Below are 21228 nucleotides of genomic sequence, written 5' to 3'. Positions count from 1 at the left end.
CGCGCCCGAGTCCACCCCCGCTCCCCACCCCGCCCCTCCCTCCGACGCGCGTGCCGACCGCCCCCCCGGGCTCGCCGCGGGGCCCGCCCGGCCGCCGACCGGTCGGATCGGGGTGGCCGACGGGCTGTTCGCGGCCGTGCTGGCGGCCCGGGCCGGGGTCCTGGTGCCCGCCGGACGCACCGCGGAGTTCCTCGCCCCGTACCCGGTCGGCGCCCTCGGCGACGAGGCGCTCGCGGACCTGCTGCGGCGGCTCGGCCTGCACACCGTGGGGGACTTCGCGGCGCTCTCCGGCACCGCCGTCGCCGACCGGTTCGGTCCGGCCGGCACCGCCGCGCACCGGCTCGCCCGCGGCCGCGAGGCCCGGCCGCTCGACCCGCGCGGGGACCTGCCCGACCTGGCCGTCGAGCAGCTCTTCGACCCGCCGGAGCAGCTGTCCGAGCCGCTGGTCTTCGTCGCCCGCTCGCTCGCCGAACAGCTGCACGGCCGGCTCGGCTCGGCCGGCCTGGCCTGCCAGCGGGTCTCGGTCGAGGTGACCTGCGCGGACGGCCGGACGGCCGCCCGGCTCTGGCGGCACGAGGGCCGGCTCGGCTCGGCCGCCCTCGCCGAACGCGTCCGCTGGCAGCTCCAGGCCTGGCAGAGCGCGGGCGCCTTCCCCGACACGGCGGGCGGCTTCACCGCACTGCGGCTCGTCCCGGACGGCCTCGTCCCGGACCGCGGACGGCAGCTGGCGCTCTGGGGCCAGGCCGTGGTCGAGGACCGGGTGGAACGGGCGGTCGCCCGGGTGCAGGCCCTGCTCGGGTACTCCGGGCTGCGCCGGGGCGAGCCCGCGGGCGGCCGCGGCCCGGGGGAGCGCGCCGCCCGGGCCACCTGGACGGAGGAGCCGCAGGAGCGGCGGGCCGCCGAGGCCGCCGATCCGTGGCCCGGCCGGATCACCGACCCGGCGCCGTCCGTGGTGCCGCAGGCACCGCTGCCGGTGCTGGTCGTCGACACGGCCGGCGAGCCGGTCACCGTCGACGGCCGGGCCGAGGTGTCCGGCAGCCCCGCCCGGGTCACGCTGAACGGCCGGGCCCTGGCGGTCACCGGCTGGACCGGCCCCTGGCCCGCCGTCGAGCACTGGTGGGACGAGGCACTCTCCCGCCGCCGGGCCCGCTTCCAGGTCGCGGTCGACGACGGCCGCGCCCTCCTGCTCACCGTCGAGGGCGGCCGCTGGTACCTGGAGGGCGCCTACGACTGACCGCCGCCACACCCGGGGGGCACCACCGCACCGCGACACCGATCCACAACGAGGCATCACCCCGCATGGGATTCACCAGCCACCCCGCGCTCCCCTGGAGCGAGCTGCACCGGCGCATGGCCGGCCGGCCCGCGGCCCCCGGGCCGTCCCCGGCCGGCGCCGCCGTGCTGCCGCTGCGCCGCCGCCCGCCGCAGGAGCCGCCCCCGCCCGGCGGACAGCCCTGGGCGGAGCTGCACGTGCACTCCGCGTTCAGCTTCCTGGACGGCGCCAGCGACCCGGAGGTGCTGGCCGCCGAGGCCGCCCGGCTGGGCGTGGAGGCGCTCGCCCTCACCGACCACGACGGCCTGTACGGCGCGGTCCGGTTCGCCGAGACCGCGAAGGAGGCCGGGGTGCGCACCGTCTTCGGCGCCGAGCTCTCGCTCGGCCCGGACGACCACCTGCTGGTGCTCGCCCGCTCCCCGGCGGGCTACCGCCGGCTGTCCGCCGCGATCAGCGCCGCCCAGCTGCGCGGCGGCGCCAAGAACCGCCCGTCGTACGACCCCGCCGAACTCGCCGCCGCCCACCGCGGCGAGTGGGCGGTGCTCACCGGCTGCCGCAAGGGCCGCGTCCCGGCCGCCCTCGCGGCCGCGGGCGAGGACGCCGCACTGCGCGAACTGCACCTGCTCACCGAGGCGTTCGGCCGGGACAACGTCTTCGTCGAGCTGATCGACCAGCGGCTGCCCGGCGACGACCTGCGCAACGACCGGCTCGCCGCGCTCGCAGCCGCGGCCGGGCTCCCGGTGGTCGCCTCCAACAACGTGCACCACGCCACCCCCGGGGAGGGTCGGCTCGCCCAGAGCCTGGCCGCCCTGCACGACCGCCGCACCCTGCGGGACGCGGCCGGCCGGACGATGGCCGCCGGCACCGCCCACCTGCGCTCCGGCCGGGAGATGGCGGCCCGGCTCGCCCGCTTCCCCGGCGTCCAGCGGGCCACCGTCGAGCTGGCCCGTGCCTGCGCCTTCGACTTCGGCGGCCTGGAACCGCGGCTGCCCGGCTTCCCCGTCCCCGACGGGGAGACCGAGACCGGCCACCTGCGCGCCCTGGTGGCCCGGGCGGGCCCGCGGCGCTTCGGCGCCGACAACGCGGCGGCCCTGGCTCAGCTGGCCCGCGAGCTCGACGTCATCGAACAGCTCGACCTCGCCGGGTACTTCCTGATCGTCCACGACATCGTCGAGTTCTGCCGGGCCCAGGACATCTGGTGCCAGGGCCGCGGCTCCGCCGCCAACTCCGCGGTCTGCTACGCCCTCGGCATCACCGCCGTCGACCCCGTCCACTACGGCCTGCTGTTCGAGCGCTTCCTCAGCGTGGAACGCGACGGCCCGCCCGACATCGACCTCGACATCGAGAACCGCCGCCGCGAGGAGGTCATCCAGTACGTCTACCGGCGCTACGGGCGCGAGCACGCCGCCCAGGTCGCCAACGTCATCACCTACCGGCCCCGGCTGGCACTGCGCGACGCGGCCCGGGCGCTCGGCTACCCGAGCGGCCAGATCGAGGCCTTCACCAAACAGGTCGACTTCCGCTCCGCGCCCGCCGCGGACGCCCCCATCCCCGCCGACGTCCTCGGCCTCGGCAGCCAACTCCTCGGCCTGCCCAGGCACCTGGGCATCCACTCCGGCGGCATGGTGCTCACCCGGGAGCCGGTCGGCGAGATCTGCCCCACCGAATGGGCCCGGATGCCGGGCCGGTCCGTCCTCCAGTGGGACAAGGACTCCACCGCCGGCGCAGGCCTGATCAAGATCGACCTGCTGGGGCTCGGCATGCTCGCCGCCCTCCACGACACCTGCGACCTGATCGCCCTGCACCACGGCGACCGCTACGACCTGGCCGCCATCCCCGGCGACGACGCCGCCGTCTACGGGATGCTCTGCCGGGCCGACACCGTCGGCGTCTTCCAGGTCGAGTCGCGCGCCCAGATGGCCACCCTGCCCCGGCTGCGCCCGCGGACCTTCTACGACCTGGTGGTGGAGGTCGCCCTGATCCGCCCCGGCCCGATCCAGGGCGGCTCCGTCCACCCGTACCTGCGCCGCCGGGCCGGCACCGAGCCGGCCCACTGCCCGCACCCGCTGATGGAACGCGCCCTCGGCAAGACCCTCGGGGTCCCGCTGTTCCAGGAGCAGATGATGCAACTCGCCATCGACTGCGCCGGGTTCAGCCCGGCCGAGGCGGACCGGCTGCGCCAGGCGATGGGCGCCAAGCGCTCCCACCAGCGGGTCGCCGAACTGCGCGAGCGGCTGCTGGCCGGGATGGCCGAGCGCGGCATCCCGCAGGACGTCGCCGAGGACGTCTACACCAAGATCGAGGCCTTCTCCAACTACGGCTTCCCGGAGAGCCACGCGATCAGCTTCGCCTACCTGGTGTACGCCAGCGCCTGGCTCAAGTACCACTACCCGGCGGCCTTCACCTGCGCGCTGCTGGCCAACCAGCCGATGGGCTTCTACGCGCCGCTCAGCCTGATCGCCGACGTCCGGCGGCACGGCGTGCGGGTCCGCGGGGTGGACGTCAACGCCTCCGCCGCCGGGCCGACCCTGGAACCGGAGGAGGAGCCGTCCGCGCCGCCGCCGCTCACCGCGGGCAAGCCGCAGCCCGCGATCCGGCTCGGCCTGTCGGCCGTCCGCGGGCTCGGCGAGGCGCAGGCCGAGATGGTCGCCGCCGGACAGCCGTACACCGACCTGGAGGACTTCGCCCGCCGCACCGCGCTGCCCGCCGGCGTCCTGGAGGCGCTCGCCACCGCCGACGCGTTCGGCTGCTTCGGGCTGACCCGGCGCCGGGCGCTCTGGTCCGCCGGGGTGTACGCGGCGTCCACCCCCGACACCATCCCCGGCACGGTGCCCGGCGCCGCGGCGCCGGAGCTGCCCGCGATGACCCCGGTGGAGGAGACCATCGCCGACCTGTGGGCGACCGGAGCCTCCGCCGACAGCCACCCGATGCAGCACCTGCGGCCCGCGCTGAGCCGCGGCGGCGCGCTCACCGCCGCCCAGCTGCTCACCGTGCCGCCGGGCACGCCGGTGGTGGTCGGCGGACTGGTGACGCACCGCCAGCGGCCGCCCACGGCGGGCGGGGTGCTGTTCATCAGCCTGGAGGACGAGACGGGGCTGATCAACGTGATCTGCAGCCGGCCGGTCTGGGAGTCCCGCCGCCGCACCGCGCTCGACCGGGCCGGCCTGCTGATCCGCGGACACGTCGAACGCCAGCACGGCGCGACCAACCTGGTCGCCACCCGGCTCGACCCGCTGCGGATCGGCGTCTGATCGGAGGACCTACGGCGCGAGCGCCGCCGCGACCGCGGCCTCGGCGTGCAGCCGGGTGGTCGGGAAGACCGGCACCGGGCTGTCCGCGGCGCCGACCAGCAGCTCGATCTCGGTGCAGCCCAGCACCACGCCCTCGGCGCCGCGCGCGACCAGGCCGGCGATCACCTCGCGGTAGGCGTCCCGGGACTCCTCGCGGACGATGCCCAGGCAGAGCTCCTCGTAGATCACCCGGTGCACCTCGGCCCGGCCGGCGGCGTCCGGGACGAGCACCTCCAGACCGTGCCCGGCGAGGCGGCCGCGGTAGAAGTCCTGCTCCATGGTGAACGCGGTGCCCAGCAGGGCGACCCGGCCCAGCCCGGCATCCCGGACCGCCTGCGCCGTCGTGTCCGCGAGGTGCAGCAGCGGGACGTCCACCGCGGCCGCGACCCGGTCGGCCACCTTGTGCATGGTGTTGGTGCAGATCAGCAGCAGGTCCGCACCGGCCGCGGCGAGCGCCCGCGCGGCACCGGCCAGTACCTCGCCGGCCTCGTCCCAGCGCCCGGCCGTCTGCAGCCGCTCGATCTCCGCGAAGTCCACCGAGTACAGCACGCACTTCGCCGAGTGCAGCCCGCCGAGCCGCTCACGGGTCAGCTCGTTCAGCAGCCGGTAGTACTCGGCGGTCGACTCCCAGCTCATCCCGCCGATCAGTCCGATCGTCCTCATCGGCCCACTTTCGCACACCCGTCCGTCCGCCCCGCAGCGGGCTCAGCAGCAGCGCCCCTCGGCCCGGGCCCGGCCGAAGTCGCCCGCGGCGAGGGCCCCGGCGGGGATCGTGAAGTAGAGCGACCCGGCGTCGCCCCAACCCCAGTTCAGTTCGGCGTCGCCGGCGAGCTGCAGCAGGTGGACGGCGGGCCCGTCGGCGTCGCGGGCGGTCACGGCGGACGCGTACGAGGTGTCCGGCCAGCCGAAGGCGCGGTGGCGGTCGGCGGTGTTGCCGTCCAGGCCGTCCATGGCGTCGAGGATCAGCGAGGGCGCGCCCCAGTGCACGTCCCGGTCGAAGGCGACGTCCCCGTCCTCGACGTCCCAGCAGTCCGGGAGCATCACCACCCCGGCGGCGTGCAGCGGCACGGCGGGCCACCGCAGGGCCGGTGCGGGGGCCTCCGTCTCCACCGCCCGTGCGGGGGCGGCGGGGACCACCCGGTACATCGCGGGCGAGGAGGTGTCGAGCTTCGCGTACTCCTCGTACGGCACGTCCGGGTCGAGCTGGAAGAAGTTCAACAGGCCCGGCCGGACGGGCAGCTGGCCGCCCAGCCAGGGGGCGAGCGCGTCGGTGTCGAGGACGGCGAGCAGGGAGAGCGGCAGGCCGTCGTGGACGGGCCAGGGGGTGCCGGGCTCCAGCAGGGCGGGGCCGCCGAGCCGGCAGCGGCCGGTGGCGGGCCGGCCGTCCGCGGTGCGCTCCAGCCGGAAGCCGTGGCGGGCCAGCGCCGCGAACTGCGGGCCGGCCTCCTCGCCGAGCCGTTCGGTGCAGGTGCGGTGCAGGGCGGCGGCGTCCTCGAACTCCATGCCGTGATCGTCCCAGAGCCCGGTAAACGGGTTGGCGGCGGGCGCGGGCAGCGGCTACCAATGGTGGCCATGACCGGCACCGAACCAGCCTTCCACCCCGTACCGCTCGACCTGGGGGACGTGCGGCTCGTCCCGTGGGGGGCCGGGCTGCTGCACCTCGCGCCCGCGGTGGCCGAGGTGGCGGCCGATCCGGAGATCGCCCGGTGGAACCCGATCCGGGAGAACGACCCCGAGGCCTGGATCCTCGGCCACGCCGCGGACGACGGCGGGCAGGCCGGCTTCGCCGTGCTGGAGCCCGCCGGGTCACTGCTCGGCACGGTCGGCCTGTACTGGCTGAACCGCGCGGACGGCCAGGCCGGCATCGGCTACCGACTGCTGCCCGCCGCCCGGGGCCGGGGCCTGGCCACCCGGGCCACCGGGGCCGCCGCCCACTGGGGGTTCGCCACGGCGGGGGTGCGCCGGCTGGAGCTCTGCCACGCGGTGGGCAACGCCGCCTCCTGCCGGGTCGCCGAGCGCTGCGGCTTCCTGCTGGAGGGCACGCTGCGCGCCTCGCACCGATACGGCGACGGGCAGCACCACGACGAGCACCTGCACGCCCGCCTGGCCGGCGACCCGGAGCCGCCGCGGTTCTGCTGACCCGCCCCGGAGGGCGGGAGCAGCGCCGGACGGCCGGGTCAGCGCCGGCGGACGAGGGCGTCGTGCACCTCGCAGGGCACCCGCAGGGCCGGGACGCGGTAGGCGGTGCGCTCGCGCAGCGCGCCCTGCCACGGCTCCTCCGGCGACGACCGACGGATCATCACATGCCTGGCACTGCCCGTCCGCAGCCCCTCCCGGTACGCGTCGAGCAGCGGCGACCCGTCGCCGAGCAGGGTGTCGATCTGCTCCTCCAGCAGGCAGAAGCGGCACTCCGGACCGGGCAGGACGCGGAACTGCCGCGGCTGCGGCGGGCCGTCCCCGAGCGCGGTCACCGCGAGGGTGCCGGTCGGCAGGACGCACAGGCCGATCCAGCCCGGGCCCTCGTCCGCGGCGGCCGCCCGGACCAGGGCCCGCAGCCCGGCCGGGTCGAGCCCGTCGACCGCGGCCGCGGCGCGCCGGACCAGGTGCCGGACGCTGCCCGCCGCGCAGGCCGCCGAGACCGCGGCCCCGGCGGGCAGCGCCCAGCGGGGCCCGTCCGACAGCAGCCACAGCACCACGGTGTTCATCGACAGCACGTAGCCCGCCGCGGTGCCCGGCCGCAGGCCGCGGACGGCGACCAGCGGCAGGTACGACAGCGCCAGGACGCCGATCTGGAACGTGGGCACCGCCCACACCGGAGACACCATCGCCACCCCCGCCCGTTCCGTCCGCAGGACCCGCAGGGGCAGGATCACACGAACGCCGCGCCGCGGCCAGACCTGCTGCAGGTCGGGTCGCGGCGCGCCGACGGCCCGTCAGTCGCTCGCGGGAGCGGCGACGGTGGGCATGCCGAGCGGCACCGGTCCGGACCGGGTGTCCCGGGTGCAGCCGTCGTGGCAGTCCGCGTCCAGGCTGCAGCAGAGCGAGCAGATGGTGCCCGCGTGGAAGGGGCAGTGCGCGGTGTCGGGCACCTCGAAGGAGCCCTCGCAGACGGTGCACTCCCGGGTCTCCGTCACGTCGAGGACCTCGGCCTCCGGGTTGGGGCGGGCCAGGTAGTAGCGGCCCTTGGTGGCCCGGGCGATCAGCGGGCTCAGCGCCATCGCCAGGACGAGGGCGAGGAACGGGCTGAACGCCCGGGCGTACTCGCCGAACCAGCCGAAGAACGCGGCGATCGACACCGCGGCCGCCACGCACATCGCACCGAACCCGGCCGGGTTGACGGCGTGCAGGTAGGCCCGCTTGAACTCGATGTGCCGCGGGCTCAGCCCCAGCGGCTTGTTGATCACGAGGTCGGCGGTGACGGCGCCGATCCAGGCGATCGCCACGTTGGAGTAGAAGCCCAGCAGGCTGCCCAGCGCGCTGAACATGTTCATCTCCATCAGCAGCAGGGCGATGCCGCAGTTGAGGAAGATGTACCAGACCCGGCCGGGGTGGCGGTGCGTCAGCCGGGAGAAGAAGTTCGACCAGGAGAGCGAGCCGGAGTAGGCGTTGGTCGAGTTGATCTTCACCTGGGAGACCACCACGAACAGGCCCGCGACCGGCAGCGCCGCCGCTCCCAGCCAGGGCCGCAGCGACTCCACGTACGGTGCGATCGGCTCCAGGGCCTTCGCCTCGCCGACCGCGCCGAGGGCGGCGAACGCCAGCAGGGCGCCGCCGAGCTGCTTCAGCGCGCCGATCACCACCCAGCCGGGGCCGGCCGCCAGCACCGCGAGGTCCCAGCGGCGGGCGTTCTGCGCGGTCCGCTTCGGCATGAACCGCAGGTAGTCCGCCTGTTCGCCGATCTGGGCGATCAGCGACAGTGCCACGCCGGTGCCCAGGCCGAAGCCGAGCAGGGTGAACCCGGAGCCGACCCCGCCGGTGCCGCCGAAGTGCGTGAACGCGCCGAACACCCCGGGGGAGTGCACGGCCAGCACGACGAACGGCGCGACCAGCCCGAGGATCCAGACCGGCTGCGTCCAGGCCTGCACCTTGGCGATCCAGCTCATCCCCTTGAAGACGATCGGGATGACGATCAGCGTGGTCAGCAGATAGCCCACCGGCAGCGGGATGTGCAGCACCTCGTGGAAGGCCTGCGCCATGATCGAGCCCTCGAGGGCGAAGAAGATGAACGTGAAGCTCGCGTACACCAGCGAGGTCAGCGTGGAGCCGAAGTAGCCGAAGCCGGAGCCGCGGGTCAGCAGATCCATGTCGACGCCGTTGGCGGCGCAGGCGCGGGCGATCGGGATGCCGGTCAGGAAGATCACCACCGCTGCGGCCAGGATCGCCGCAAGCGCGTTGGTGAAGCCGTACGACATCACGATGCCCGCGCCGATCGCGTAGTCCGCGAGGTAGGCGATGCCGCCCAGCGCGGTCGACGCCACCGCCAGCGGCGACCAGCGCCGGAAGGAGTGCGGGGCGTAGCGGAGCGAGTAGTCCTCCAGGCTCTCGTCGGCGGCGGACCTGGCGTACGAGCGGCGCGGTCCCGCGCCCCGCACGGCTGCGGGGGCTGCCGTGAGCGCTGGGGCGGGGGCGGGGGCGCCGGTGGTCTCGGTCATGCACCACTCCTGACGGTCGGGGGGCCGTTTGAGCGGTGACGGTAGGGAAGAGGTGTGAAGCGGGTGGTGCCCGCGTCGTTTCGGCGCGGTAACCATCCGTCAGGGGCCGGTCACGCCAGCGGCGGCCGGTCGGTTCCGGGCGGACCGGCGAACGCCTGGGCGATCGGCAGCCAGGCGCGGGCGGTGTCGCCCTCGGCGGTGAGCGCCAGGTCGTCGGGGTGCCGGCGGCGGGTGACCAGCAGGCAGAAGTCCAGGGCCGGGCCGGTCACCCGGTCCGCCGCGTCCGGTGGCCCCCAGGTCCAGGACTCCCCGTCCGGGCCGGTGAGTTCGACCCGAACGGGGGCCTCGGGGGCCGGCCGGCCGTGCACTGCGAAGGCGAAGCCCATGGTCCGCACGCCCAGGTGCGCGACGTGTCGCAGCCGGGCGGTGGGTGCGCGGTCGGCGCCGAGCGCGTCGGCGACGTCCTGGCCGTGCGCCCAGGTCTCCATCAGCCGGGCGGTGGCCATCGACGCGGCCTTCATCGGCGGGCCGAACCACGGCAGCCGGGTGCCCTCCGGCACCGCGGCCAGCGCCGCCAGCAGCTCCCGGCGGCCGGTCCGCCAGCGGGCGAGCAGCGCCGCCGGGTCCTCGCCGACACCCTCGGCGGCGCCCCGGTCGACCGCGTCGTACCCGAGGGTGAACTCCTTCTCCACGGCGGCCGGGAAGGCCTCCGGGTCGCGGGCGGCCAGCAGCGACCAGCGGTCGGTCCAGGCCAGGTGCGACAGCTGGTGCGCGACCGTCCAGCCCTCGGCCGGGGTGGCGGTGGCCATGCCGCGGGCATCGAGGTCCGCGACCAGCGCGTCCAGGGCGTCGTTCTCGGCCCGCAGGTCGTCCAGCAGGGCGGTGGTGTCGGTCATCCGGTCCTCTCCTCGTGGACCCGCCCCGGTCGGGACGGGCGGTGCCGCGACCCTCCCCAAGCCCGGGGGGCCGTGTGAGAATCGCCCGGTGACGAGCGCAGCCCCCGAACCTCCGGACGCGCGCGCCGCCGAGCTGGTCGCCGCGGCGGTGCTCGGTGACCTGGCCCGCCGGGTCGTCGCCGACTGCGGTGCCGACGTGGGCCTGGTCGGGGTCCCCGACGGGCCGGACGGCATGGTGCTGCGGCACTGGGCCGGTACCCGCGCGGACCTCCTGCACAACCTCCGGGTGCCGGCCGGCCTCGGCCTCGGCGGCCGGGCGCTCGCCGAGCGGGCGCCGACCTGGGTCAGCGACTACCGGGCGGCCACCACCATCTCGCACCACTACGACGCCGCGGTCGGCGCCGACGACCTGTTCGCGATGCTCACCGTGCCGCTGGTGCACGGCGGGACGGTGCACGGCGTGGTGTACGCCTCGCTGCGCTCGGTGGTGCCGTTCGGCGACGTGCGGATCGGTGCGGTCGGCGACCTGGCCCGGACGGCGACCCGGGCGCTGGCCGGGGCCGCCGCCTGGGCCGGCGGGCCCGCGGCGCCGGCCCGGCTGACCCCGCGCGAGCACGAGGTGCTGCGCTGGGCGGCGACCGGCCGGACGAGTCCGGAGATCGCCGCCCGCCTCGGGCTGAGCGGCAACACCGTGACCGGCTACCTGAAGGGCGCGATGCACAAGCTCGGCGCCCGCAACCGGGTCGAGCTGCTGGTCGCCGCCCGCCGCTGCGGCCTGATCAGTTGACGGTGCGCTCGCGCCCCTCCCAGTACGGCGCACGCAGCCGGAACTTCTGCAGCTTGCCGGTGGCGGTGCGCGGCAGCGCCTCGCGGAACTCCACGGAGGTCGGCGCCTTGTAGCCGGCCAGCCGCTGCTTGCAGTGCGCGATCAGCTCCTGCTCGTCGGCGTCCATGCCGGGGCGGAGCACCACCAGCGCCTTGATGGTCTCGCCCCACTTCTCGTCCGGGACGCCGATCACCGCGACCTCGGCCACCGCCGGGTGGCCGTAGAGGCAGTCCTCGACCTCGATCGAGGAGACGTTCTCACCGCCGGTGATGACGACGTCCTTCTTGCGGTCGGAGATGGTGAGGTAGCCGTCGGTCAGGGTGCCGCCGTCGCCGGTGCGGAACCAGCCGTCCTCCAGCGCCGCGGCGGTCTCGTCCGGGCGCTCCCAGTAGCCGTCCAGCACCGTGTTGGAGCGCACCAGCACCTCGCCCTCCTCGTCGATCCGGACGGTGGTGCCGAGCGACGGGGCGCCGGCCCGCACCAGCCGTTCGGCCCGCTCGGTGGGCGACAGGCCGTCCCACTCGGCGCGGGTGCGGTTGACCGTCACCACCGGGGAGGTCTCGGTCAGCCCGTAGATCTGCAGGAACTCCCAGCCGAGTTCGCGTTCGACCCGCTCGATCACCGAGGTCGGCGGCGGGGCGCCGGCCACCACCATCCGCACCCGGTCGCGGCCGGGGACGGGCCCGTCCCAATTCTCGGCGGCGGCGAGCACCATGGCCACCACGGCCGGTGCGCCGCACAGGAAGGTCACCCCGTGCTGCTCGACGCGGCGCAGGATCTCCGCGCCGTCCACCTTGCGCAGGACGATGTGCTTCCCGCCGAGGCCGGTGATCACGTAGGGCAGGCCCCAGCCGTTGGCGTGGAACATCGGCAGGGTGTGCAGGTAGACGTCGCGGTCGCTCGCGCCGAAGTGCAGGCCCATCAGCGTCGCGTTCAGCCAGAGGTTGCGGTGGGTGAGCCGGACTCCCTTGGGGCGCGCGGTCGTTCCGCTGGTGTAGTTGACGGTGGCGGTGTCCGACTCGGCGACCGGGTGCCGGACGGGCTCGCGGTCGAAGGCGTACAGCTCGCGGTCGCTCTCCTCGCCCAGCACGAACCGGTGCCGGGCCGGCACCCCGGCCAGCGCGTCCGCGACCTCCGGGTCCATCAGCAGCACCGAGGCGCCGCTCTGCTCGACGATGTACGCCACTTCCTCGGCACGAAGCCGGAAGTTGACCGGCACCAGCACCCGGCCGAAGCCGCTCACCCCGTAGAACGAGGTCATCAGCCGCGCCGAGTTGTGCGAGACGACCGCCACCCGCTCGCCCGGGCCGACCCCGAGCCGGTCCAGCCCCGCCGCCTGCGCGCGGGCGAGTTCGGCCATCCGCCGGTAGCCGACCTCGCCCCAGGACGCGGCGGGCTGCGAGGGCTCGTCCACGATCCCGACCCGGTCGCCGTACACCAGTTCGGCACGGTCGAGGAAGTCCATCACGGTGAGAGGAGTCTGCATGGGCCCACTGTGCCCGCGGCCGCTCACCCGGCACACCCCCGATCGGGGGTGTTACCCGGACGGAGTACCCGCAGGCCGTGGCGCCGCGCGTCGGTGCGGGCCGCCGCGCCCCGGCGGGCGGATGCTGGTGGCGGCCCGGGGCGGAACGGGCCGGGCGGCGGAACGGGACGGACGGGTGCCGGATGGCGAGGATCGCGGTGTTCGGGGCGAACGGGGCGATCGGGCGGTGCGTCGTCACCGAGGCGCTGGCGCGCGGGCACCGGGTCACCGCGGCGGTCCGCGACCCGGTCAGGTACCAGGGGCTGAGCACCGCGGTGGTCCACGGCGACGTGCTGGCCGAGGCGGACGTGGCCCGGGTGGCCGCGGGGCAGGACGTCCTGGTGAGCGCGGTCGGCGGCGGCGACGGCCCGGGCCACCTGCGGCTGATCGAGCCGGCCGCGCGGTCACTGGTGGCCGGCCTGCGGGAGCTCGGCGACGCGTCCCCGCGGCTGATCGCGGTCGGCGGCGCCGGCAGCCTGGAGACCGCACCGGGCGTACGGGTCTGGGACACCCCAGGCCTGCCGGACCGGGTGCTGCAGATCATGCACGCCCACGGCGACGCGCTCGCCTTCTACCGGACGGTCGCCGACATCCGCTGGACGGTGCTCAGCCCGGCCGCGGACATCGGCCCCGGCGAACGGACCGGTACCTACCGCACCGACACCGACCGCCTGGTCATCGACGCCGAGGGCCGCAGCCGGATCAGCCTGCCGGACTTCGCCGTCGCCCTGGTCGACGAGATCGAACAGCCCCAGCACCTCGGCGAACGCTTCACCTGCGCCCACTGACGGCCCGGCCCCGAGCGCGGGGCGTCGTCGTCAGCCGAGCTGGATCGAGCGCTTGGCCAGGCCCATCCAGAAGCCGTCGATCACGCTGCGCTGGGCGGTGAGGTCGGCCTCGCCGGCGCCGAGGGTGACGAACAGCGGGGCGAAGTGCTCGGTGCGCGGGTGGGCGAGCCGGCCGGCGGGGGCCTTGTGCTCGAAGTCGAGCAGGGCGTCGAGGTCGCGGGCCTCCAGGGCGCGCCGGCCCCAGTCGTCGAACTCGGCCATCACCGAGGTGACCCGGCCGTCGGTGCTCAGCGCCCGCAGGTTGTGGGTGAAGAAGCCGCTGCCGACGATCAGCACGCCCTCGTCGCGCAGCGGTGCGAGCCTGCGGCCGATCTCCATCAGCTTCTGCGGGTCGAGGGTGGGCAGCGAGATCTGGAGCACCGGGATGTCCGCGTCCGGGTACATCTCGACCAGCGGCACGTAGGCGCCGTGGTCCAGGCCGCGGTCCGGGACGTCCTGGACGGGGGTGCCGGCGGTGCGCAGCAGCTTGCGGACGCTGTCGGCCAGGCCGGGCGCGCCGGGGGAGGCGTACCGGACCCGGTAGTAGTGCTCGGGGAAGCCCCAGAAGTCGTAGACCAGCGGCAGGGTGGTGGTGGCGCCGACGGCGAGCGGGGTCTCCTCCCAGTGGGCGGAGACCATGAGGATCGCGGTCGGCCTCGGCAGGTCGGCCGACCAGGCGGCGAGCTGGCCGGGCCAGACCGGGTCGTCGGCCAGCGGCGGGGCGCCGTGCGAGAGGTAGAGGGCGGGCATGCGCTCGGGGGCGGCGGTGCTCATCGTGGTCATCCTCCGTGCGGGACCGGTGGTTCAAATTTTAACCACCTGCGGCCGACGGTACACCCTCATTCAAATTTGAACAACCGCGGTAGGATCGACCCATGGACGAACCCCGTTGGCTGAACGAGAACGAGATGGCCGCCTGGCGCGGATTCGTCGCGGCCAGCAACCTGGTCGCCCGCCACCTGGAGCGGCAGCTCAAGGAGGACGCCGGCCTCTCGCACACCCAGTACGAGATCCTCGTCCAGCTCTCGGCCGCCCCCGACGGCTCGCTGCGGATGACCGACCTGGCCGACCGGCTGCTCACCTCGAAGAGCGGACTCACCTACCAGGTCGGCCAGTTGGAGCGCAGCGGGCTGGTCGCCCGGCGCTCCTGCCCGAGCGACGTGCGCGGTGTCTTCGCCGAGATCACCGACCAGGGGTGGGAGGTGCTGCGGGCCGCCGCGCCCGGCCACGTGGCCGCCGTCCGCGAGGCCCTGATCGACGTCCTCACCCCCGAGCAACTCACCGCCCTCGCCGACAGCCTCGGCACGGTCGGCCGCCGCCTGCGCGAGCGCGGCGACTGACCTGCGGCGACCGGCCCGCGGCGGGCCCCTGTCCTCACCCCGCCGGTGCGCAGAGCAGTGCCGCCCGCAGGTCCACCCGGTCCTCCAGGCGCGCCAGGCTGCGGCCGGTCAGCTCCTCGATCCGCCGGATCCGGTAGTGCACGGTGTTCACGTGGATGTGCAGCGCCTCGGCGGTGCGCGCCCAGGAGCCGTCGTGCGCCAGGAAGGTGCCGAGGGTGTCCAGCAGGGAGACCGCGTTGGCCCGGTCGTGCGCGGCCAGCGGGCCGAGCAGCCGCCGGTGGAACGCCGCGGTGACCTCGTCCGGGATGCCGCGCAGCAGCGTGGCCAGTGACCCCAGTTCCGCACTGCTGCCGACCGCCGAGCCGGGCTGCGACTCCAGCGCGTACCCGGCCTGGACCAGGCCGCCGCGCAGCGCCGCGCCGGACGGTCGGACGGTCGGACGGTCGGTCCGACCCCGGCCCGCAGCACCTGCCGCTTCGTCAGGTTCCGCCGCAGGTCCGGCCAGGCGGCGCGGAGGGCGGCGGCGACCGCTGCCGCGGGGGCCGCGACCAGGGCGGCGGCGCCGTCCCGGCCGTCCGGTGCGGCGGCGAACGGCACCTCGGTGCGGGCCAGCGCCTCGGCGAGCGCCGCGGCCGCCCAGACCCCCGGACCGCCCTCGATCCGGGCCGCCACCGGGGTGAGCGCCGCCTGCTCGGGCAGCCCCGCGGCGGCGAGCGCGTCCGGCAGGCCGGGGGAGTCCTGCTCCAGCAGGTCGAGCAGCCGGGCGGTCGCTCCTTGTTGCCCAATGCTCCGCCGCACCCTCGCCGGTGCAAGATTGTGGCGGCCAGAGGCATAGTAAATGTAGGTGGAAGGCCGGTCTCCCCTCCTTGTCGGATCGCCCAGCGTCCGCCCGCCGGCCCCTCGGGAGGTCCGGTGGACCGCCCAGTTGCGGCCGGTCGGCCGGTCTGGCAGATGCCAGTGTTCTTGGTGTTTCTGCATGGCAGATGATGGTGAATATCCGCCGCAAGGCGCGTATCCGCGACCCCGGCCGGGTATCGCCCCTGCGGGCCGCAGGGCGCGGTCCGGAAGGGAACGCCGATGCGCAGTCCTGCCAGACCCGCGGTCCGCTTCCACGGGCGGCTGGAGGCCCCGCTCGACCTCACCGTGGACGCGCTGCGGGCGCTGCCCGCGCACCGGGTCCGGGTGACCTTCGACTGCCTGAGCGGCGGCCCGCAGGAGCACGGCTTCGAGGGCCCGAAGCTGTGGGACGTGGTGCGGGCCGCCCGGCCGCAGGTCGACCTGCGCGGCCGCAGACAGCGGCTGCGGCTGCTGCTGGAGGTGGCCGGGGCCGACGGCCACCGGGCGGTACTGTCCTGGGCGGAGATCGACCCCGAGTTCGGCGGTCAGCAGATCCTGCTGGCCACCAGCATCGACGGCGCCCCGCTGGACGAGGCCGGCCCGCAGCCGGTCGTCCCGGCGGACCTCTGCGGCGCGCGGTACGTCAGCGGCATCACCGAGGTCTGGCTGGGCGAGCCGGTGCACTGAGCACCGGCGCCGCCGCGGTCGGGGCCGCCGTGCTCAGGGCAGCTGCGCCGCCCGTACGCAGAGCACGTCCGGCAGGTGGGAGGCCGCCATCGTCCAGGTGTCGCCCTCGTCGGCGCTGGCGAACACCTCGCCGTTGCGGTTGCCGAAGTACACCCCGGCCGGCTCCGCGTCGTCGGTGCAGAGCGCGTCGCGGAGCACCACGCCGAAGTGCGGCTCGTCCGGGAGCCCGGCGGAGAGCGGCTGCCAGGTCTCGCCGGCGTCCCGGGTGCGGAAGATCCGGCAGCGGTTGTCCACCGGCAGCCGGGAGAAGTCCGCGTTCAGCGGGAACAGGTAGGCCGTGCCGCCGGTGCGCGGGTGCGTCGCCAGGCCGAAGCCGAACACGGCGGGGAGCCCGGCGCCGATGTCCGTCCAGCTGGTGCCGTTGTCGTCGCTTCGGTACACGCCGCCGTGGTTCTGCAGGTAGAGCCGGTCGGGGTCGGCGGGGTCCCGGGCGACCTTGTGGACGCACTGGCCGAACTCCGGGTAGTGGTCGGGCAGGAACTCGGCCCGGATGCCGTGGTTGGACGGCGACCAGGTGCCGCCGCCGTCCTTCGTCCGGTACACCCCGCCGGTGGAGACCGCGACCGTGACGGCCTGCGCGTCGCGCGGATCGGTCAGCACGGTGTGCAGGCCCTGGCCGCCGAACCCGGCGTTCCACTCGGCCCGTTGCGGGTGCTCCCAGAGCGACTCCACCAGGGCGAAGGTCTCGCCGCCGTCCTCGGAGCGGAACAGTGCGGCGGGCTGCGTCCCGGCGTACACCACCCCGGGCGCCTCGGCGCCGGCCGGCTGCAGCTGCCAGACCCGCTCCAGCGACGTCCCGGTGTGCTCGGGGAAGCGCACCGCGGGCACGGCCGGCTCCTGCCAGCTCGCGCCGAGGTCGTCCGACCACCACACCGACGGGCCCCAGTGGCTGGAGTCCGCGCCGGCCAGCAGCCGGACCCGGCCGCCCCGGCGGTCGATGCCGACCGAGTAGACCGCGTTCATCGCGAAGTGCGGGCCGGTGAAGTCCCAGGTCGTGCGATCCGTGCTCCGCCCCAGGAAGAGGCCCTTCTGGGTCCCCACGGCCAACAGCAGCTCTGCCATTCCTACCACCCGGTCCGGAAGCGTTCGGCGACCCCCCGCGCCAGTCTGCTCCCGGCGCGGGGGCCGTGCACGTCACCACACCGCGGGGTGACCCGGCGTCACCGGCCGTCGCGGTACGCCTCCAGCAGGCGCAGCCAGACCTCCGAGACGGTCGGGAAGGCGGGGACGGCGTGCCACAGCCGGGGGATCGGCACCTCGCCGACCACCGCCACCGTGGCCGCGTGCAGCAGCTCGGCGACGCCCGGGCCGACGAAGGTCGCGCCGACCACCACCTCGCGGTCCAGGTCGACCACCAGCCGGGCCCGGCCGGTGTAGCCGTCGGCGTACAGCTTCGCGCCCGCCACCGCGCCCAGGTCGTGGTCGACGGCGCGCACCCGCAGCCCGGCCCGCTCGGCCGCGGCCAGGGTCAGCCCGACCGAGGCGGCCTCGGGCTCGGTGAACACCACCTGCGGCGGCCCGGCCGGGTCCGCGCTCGCGGCGTGCACGCCCCAGCGCGCGGTGTCCGGCTGCTCGCCGCGCGCCCGGGCGGCGATCGCCGAACCGGCGATCCGCGCCTGGTACTTGCCCTGGTGGGTCAGCAGCGCGCGGTGGTTGAGATCGCCGGCCGCGTACAGCCAGCCGCCCGGCACCCCGGCCACCAGGCAGTCCTCGCCGACCTCCGGCCAGCCGCCCGGCTCCAGGCCGACCGTCTCCAGCCCGAGGTCGCCGGTGTGCGGCCGCCGCCCGGTGGCGTACAGCACCTCGTCCGCCTCGATCACGGAGCCGTCGTCCAGGTTCAGCACGACGTGCCCGGAGCGGCCCGCCGAGACGACCTCGGAGTGCCGGCGGATCTCCACGCCCGCGGCGGTCAGCCCGTCCGCGACCAGCTCCCCGGCGAACGGCTCCATCCGGCCCAGCAGGTGGCCGCCGCGCAGCACCAGCACCACCTCGCTGCCCAGCGAGCGCCAGGCGGCGGCCATCTCCGCCGCGACCACGCCGCCGCCGACGATCGCGAGCCGCCGCGGCACCTGCCGGGCCCCGGTGGCCTCCCGGTTGGTCCACGGGCGGGCCTCGGCCAGCCCCGGCACGTCCGGCAGGTCGGGCACGCTGCCGGTGCACAGTGCCACCGCGTGACGGGCCGTCAGGGTCGGGCCGCCCTCGATCCGGACGGTCCGCTCGCCGGCGAGGCGGCCGTGCCCGCGGAACAGCTCGATGCCGGCCCCGCGCAGCCAGGCGACCTGGTCGTCGTCCTTCCAGTGGTCGGCGAAGGCGTCCCGGCGCTCCAGCACGGCGGCGGCGTCCAGCGCCGCGCCGACCTCGGTCCCGGGCACCGCCCGGGCGTGCGCCGCCGCGGCCTGCGGCCGCAGCAGCGCCTTGCTGGGCATGCACGCCCAGTACGAGCACTCGCCGCCGACCAGCTGGGCCTCCACCAGGGCCGTGCGCAGCCCCGCCGCAGCCGTCCGGTCCGCCAGGTTCTCCCCGGTCGGGCCGCCGCCGACCACCACCACGTCGTACTCGTCCGCTGCGCCCACCCTGATGTCCTCGCTCTCGTCCGCCGCCGGGTCCCCCCCCTACTTGCGGGCGGGGGGACGCGGCGGCGGACAGCCCGGGCGGCGTGTCGCCCGCGGCGGGCCCTCAGAGCACGGCCGGGGCCAGCTCGTCGGTCTGCGGACGGTCCGGACCGGGGCCGCGCATCAGCCGCTGCGGGCGGCGCACCAGCAGGTAGCCGGTGCCGGCCAGGACGACCGCGCCGGTGCCCAGCAGGGCGGCCCACGCCTGGTACCAGGGCGCGCCGGGTGGTGCCAGGATCGCCCGCGGCCAGCAGATGTTGACCACCTCCAGGCCCGTCCAGAGCAGGGCCAGCACGTTCAGCGGGGTGCCCCACCGGCCGAACGAGACCTCGCCGGCCGGGCGCCAGGTGCCGCGCAGCCGGGCGGCCAGCGCGACCGCCGTCAGCAGGAAGAACGGCACGAAGGTGGCCGCCGTTCCGAAGGAGATCAGCGAGCCGATCGCGGTCGACTCCAGGCCGAGCGGCAGCGCCGCGCAGCTCACCAGGGTGGCGGCCACCAGGCCGCCGATCGGCGCCTTGTGCCGGTTGACCTTCCGCACCTGCGCGGAGAACGGGAAGACCCCGTCGCGGGCCAGCGAGTACAGCCCGCGGGCGGCGCCGCCCTGCGAGGCCATCAGGCAGGCGGTGAAGCTCACCAGCACGACCAGCACGAACGGCTTGGCCGACCAGTCCCCGAAGCCCGCGGTGACCGCGGTGGTCACCGGGTCGAGGTCCTCGCCGGAGACCACCCGCGCCGGGTCCGGGTGGGCCAGGCCCACCGCCACCGCATTGAGGACGACCACCGCGCCGACGCCCAGCAGCGACCAGCGCATCGCCCGCGGCACCTGGCGGGCGGCGTCCTTGGTCTCCTCCGCGGTGGAGACGCAGGCGTCGAAGCCGATGAACGCCCATCCGCCGACCGCGACCACCGCCAGGAACGACATCGCCGGCCCGGTCCCGGTCGCGGCCGGCGCGCCCAGCATGTCGGTCAGCAGCCCGAGGCCGTGCCGCCGGAAGAACAGCAGCAGCGCCAGCCCGACCAGCACCGAGGCGACCGCCTCCGCCGCGATCCCGAGGGCGACGAAGCGCCGCAGCAGGGTGATCCCGTACGCGTTGACCAGGGTGCAGGCCAGCAGGAAGCCGGCCGCGGTCAGCACCAGCTGCGCCGGGGTCGGCACCGCGCCGAAGAGTGCGAAGAACCACGGCGCGGCCAGGTAGGCGACGGTGGTGTTGGCGAACATCACCGCGAACTGCCAGAGCCAGCCGGTCATCCAGGCGAACGACGGGCCCGCCAGCCGGCGGCTCCACTGGTAGGCGCCGCCGGCCAGCGGCCACTGCGAGGCCAGCTCGGAGTAGACGCAGACCACCAGCAGCTGGCCGACCAGGCAGACCGGCAGCGCCCAGACCCAGGCGCCGCCGGCCACGCTCATCCCGACCTGGGCGACCGCGTAGAGGCCGACCACCGGGGAGACCACGGCGAAGCCCATCGAGATGTTGCCGAGCACGCCCAGGCTGCGGCGCAGCTCCTGGCGGTAGCCGAGGGCGGCCAGCCGCTCGGCGTCGGCGGGGCCGTCCGGCCGGGGTGGGGTGGGGTGCATGCGGGGTCCGCCTTCCCGTCGACGTAAAACTAACTTTGTTAGTCAGGGACGGTAGCCGGTGCCCACCGGTAAGGGAAGGGACCGACACCAGGCTGTAACGTGGCCGACCGGACGGGGCCGGAGCCGGCCGCGCGAACGGGAGGGCGGGGACGTGGGGCGACCCAGCAAGGCGCTGCTCAGCAGGGCGGTCATCGCCCGGGCCGCCCTGGAGGTGGTCGACGCGACCGGCGCCGACGGCCTCACCATGCGCGCCCTGGCCGACCGGCTCGGGGTCAAGGCCGCCTCGCTCTACAACCACGTCGCCGGCAAGGACGAACTGCTCGACGACCTCGCCGAGCTCGTCAACGCCGAGATCGACCTCGCCCCGCTCGACGACCCCGACTGGCGCGCCGGCCTCGACCGGTACGCGCGCGGCTACCGCGCCGTCTTCCTGCGCCACCCGCACACCATCGCGCTGCTCGCCCGCCGCCGGGTCGAGGCCGACCGCCAGCTGCGCACCTACGACGCACTGCTCGCCGCCCTCACCCGGGCGGGACTGGCCCCCGCGGACGCCGCCGAGGCCGCCGCGGCCCTCGACTACCTGGTGCTCGGCTCCGCCCTGGAGACCTTCGCCGCCGGCTTCACCCGCCCCGCCGCCGACTACGGCCCCCGCTACCCCGCCCTCGCCGGGGCCCTCACCGCCTCCGCCGAGCGCGGGGCCGACCTGGACGGGCGCGGCTTCGACCTCGCCCTGCGGCTGCTCCTGGACGGCCTGGCCACGCGGATCCCCGGGTCCGGCCGGGCCTGAGCCGCCCCGGGCCCCGGGGCAGCACCGGCCCGGACACGGC

The 21228-nt window shown here is 75.7% G+C and carries 20 protein-coding genes; 8 read left to right on the top strand and 12 right to left on the bottom strand.

The window, feature by feature from the left end:
* Together ACFV0G_RS14145 and ACFV0G_RS14140 are read left to right on the top strand one after the other, a co-directional pair.
* The coding region (locus tag ACFV0G_RS14145) for a DNA polymerase Y family protein (protein WP_380546315.1) at positions 1-1234 on the top strand (1234 nt) is incomplete at its 5' end.
* A 65-nt stretch (positions 1235-1299) separates the two neighbouring features.
* A complete protein-coding gene (locus tag ACFV0G_RS14140; protein WP_380546313.1) occupies positions 1300-4524 on the top strand; it encodes an error-prone DNA polymerase in 3225 nt (1074 codons plus the stop codon).
* A 9-nt stretch (positions 4525-4533) separates the two neighbouring features.
* Here the strand turns inward: ACFV0G_RS14140 and ACFV0G_RS14135 are convergent, their stop codons facing one another.
* Positions 4534-5226, bottom strand: coding sequence for an aspartate/glutamate racemase family protein (locus ACFV0G_RS14135; protein ID WP_380546311.1), 693 nt, complete (start codon positions 5224-5226; stop codon positions 4534-4536).
* A gap of 42 nt (positions 5227-5268) precedes the next feature.
* Positions 5269-6066, bottom strand: a complete 798-nt coding sequence (locus ACFV0G_RS14130; protein WP_380546309.1) for a DUF1963 domain-containing protein — start codon at positions 6064-6066, stop codon at positions 5269-5271.
* A 69-nt stretch (positions 6067-6135) separates the two neighbouring features.
* Between ACFV0G_RS14130 and ACFV0G_RS14125 the strand changes: the two genes are divergently transcribed.
* Complete coding sequence (locus ACFV0G_RS14125) at positions 6136-6702, top strand: GNAT family N-acetyltransferase (protein WP_380546307.1); 567 nt, start codon at positions 6136-6138, stop codon at positions 6700-6702.
* A 38-nt stretch (positions 6703-6740) separates the two neighbouring features.
* Here the strand turns inward: ACFV0G_RS14125 and ACFV0G_RS14120 are convergent, their stop codons facing one another.
* From ACFV0G_RS14120 to ACFV0G_RS14110, 3 genes are all read right to left on the bottom strand, one after another.
* Entirely contained in the window at positions 6741-7367 is a 627-nt protein-coding gene (locus ACFV0G_RS14120) for a hypothetical protein (protein WP_380546305.1), read from the bottom strand.
* 129 nt (positions 7368-7496) lie between these two features.
* Positions 7497-9215: a purine-cytosine permease family protein gene (locus tag ACFV0G_RS14115; RefSeq protein ID WP_380546303.1), complete on the bottom strand. Its 1719-nt coding sequence runs from the start codon at positions 9213-9215 to the stop codon at positions 7497-7499.
* Between the two features lie 110 nt (positions 9216-9325).
* Positions 9326-10111, bottom strand: coding sequence for a TIGR03084 family metal-binding protein (locus tag ACFV0G_RS14110; RefSeq protein ID WP_380546301.1), 786 nt, complete (start codon positions 10109-10111; stop codon positions 9326-9328).
* A gap of 88 nt (positions 10112-10199) precedes the next feature.
* On the opposite strand from ACFV0G_RS14110, the gene ACFV0G_RS14105 reads away from it, so the two are divergent.
* Positions 10200-10898, top strand: a complete 699-nt coding sequence (locus ACFV0G_RS14105) for a LuxR C-terminal-related transcriptional regulator (protein WP_380546299.1) — start codon at positions 10200-10202, stop codon at positions 10896-10898.
* Here the strand turns inward: ACFV0G_RS14105 and ACFV0G_RS14100 are convergent.
* Positions 10891-12423: an AMP-binding protein gene (locus ACFV0G_RS14100; RefSeq protein WP_380546297.1), complete on the bottom strand. Its 1533-nt coding sequence runs from the start codon at positions 12421-12423 to the stop codon at positions 10891-10893. The two genes, ACFV0G_RS14105 and ACFV0G_RS14100, sit on opposite strands and share 8 nt — an antisense overlap.
* Before the next feature lie 182 nt (positions 12424-12605).
* Between ACFV0G_RS14100 and ACFV0G_RS14095 the strand changes: the two genes are divergently transcribed.
* A complete protein-coding gene (locus tag ACFV0G_RS14095) occupies positions 12606-13250 on the top strand; it encodes an NAD(P)-dependent oxidoreductase (RefSeq protein WP_380546295.1) in 645 nt (214 codons plus the stop codon).
* 30 nt (positions 13251-13280) lie between these two features.
* Here ACFV0G_RS14095 and ACFV0G_RS14090 read toward each other — a convergent pair whose 3' ends face one another.
* Positions 13281-14063 carry a dioxygenase gene (locus ACFV0G_RS14090; protein WP_380546293.1) on the bottom strand — a complete coding sequence of 261 codons (783 nt, stop codon included), beginning with the start codon at positions 14061-14063 and terminating at the stop codon, positions 13281-13283.
* Between the two features lie 101 nt (positions 14064-14164).
* On the opposite strand from ACFV0G_RS14090, the gene ACFV0G_RS14085 reads away from it, so the two are divergent.
* Positions 14165-14629, top strand: a complete 465-nt coding sequence (locus ACFV0G_RS14085) for a MarR family winged helix-turn-helix transcriptional regulator (RefSeq protein WP_380546291.1) — start codon at positions 14165-14167, stop codon at positions 14627-14629.
* Positions 14630-14663: 34 nt separating this feature from the next.
* Here ACFV0G_RS14085 and ACFV0G_RS14080 read toward each other — a convergent pair whose 3' ends face one another.
* A complete protein-coding gene (locus ACFV0G_RS14080; RefSeq protein ID WP_380546317.1) occupies positions 14664-14831 on the bottom strand; it encodes a helix-turn-helix domain-containing protein in 168 nt (55 codons plus the stop codon).
* On the bottom strand, positions 14777-15427 hold the full coding sequence (locus tag ACFV0G_RS14075; protein ID WP_380546319.1) for a hypothetical protein: 651 nt from the start codon (positions 15425-15427) through the stop codon (positions 14777-14779). Before ACFV0G_RS14075 ends, ACFV0G_RS14080 begins: the two co-directional genes overlap by 55 nt.
* A 279-nt stretch (positions 15428-15706) precedes the next feature.
* On the opposite strand from ACFV0G_RS14075, the gene ACFV0G_RS14070 reads away from it, so the two are divergent.
* Positions 15707-16153, top strand: a complete 447-nt coding sequence (locus ACFV0G_RS14070; RefSeq protein ID WP_380546289.1) for a molybdopterin-dependent oxidoreductase — start codon at positions 15707-15709, stop codon at positions 16151-16153.
* Positions 16154-16186: 33 nt separating this feature from the next.
* On the opposite strand, the gene ACFV0G_RS14065 is transcribed toward ACFV0G_RS14070, so the two are convergent.
* From ACFV0G_RS14065 to ACFV0G_RS14055, 3 genes are all read right to left on the bottom strand, one after another.
* On the bottom strand, positions 16187-17275 hold the full coding sequence (locus ACFV0G_RS14065) for a WD40/YVTN/BNR-like repeat-containing protein (RefSeq protein ID WP_380546287.1): 1089 nt from the start codon (positions 17273-17275) through the stop codon (positions 16187-16189).
* Positions 17276-17373: 98 nt separating this feature from the next.
* Positions 17374-18786 carry a dihydrolipoyl dehydrogenase family protein gene (locus ACFV0G_RS14060; RefSeq protein ID WP_380546285.1) on the bottom strand — a complete coding sequence of 471 codons (1413 nt, stop codon included), beginning with the start codon at positions 18784-18786 and terminating at the stop codon, positions 17374-17376.
* 103 nt (positions 18787-18889) lie between these two features.
* Complete coding sequence (locus ACFV0G_RS14055) at positions 18890-20401, bottom strand: APC family permease (RefSeq protein WP_380546283.1); 1512 nt, start codon at positions 20399-20401, stop codon at positions 18890-18892.
* 151 nt (positions 20402-20552) lie between these two features.
* Between ACFV0G_RS14055 and ACFV0G_RS14050 the strand changes: the two genes are divergently transcribed.
* Positions 20553-21188 carry a TetR/AcrR family transcriptional regulator C-terminal domain-containing protein gene (locus ACFV0G_RS14050; RefSeq protein WP_380546281.1) on the top strand — a complete coding sequence of 212 codons (636 nt, stop codon included), beginning with the start codon at positions 20553-20555 and terminating at the stop codon, positions 21186-21188.
* Positions 21189-21228 lie beyond the last annotated feature (40 nt).

Source organism: Kitasatospora sp. NPDC059571, from assembly GCF_042735675.1.
Taxonomy (GTDB): Bacteria; Actinomycetota; Actinomycetes; order Streptomycetales; family Streptomycetaceae; genus Kitasatospora.
This window is presented reverse-complemented; position numbering and strand designations above follow the sequence as displayed.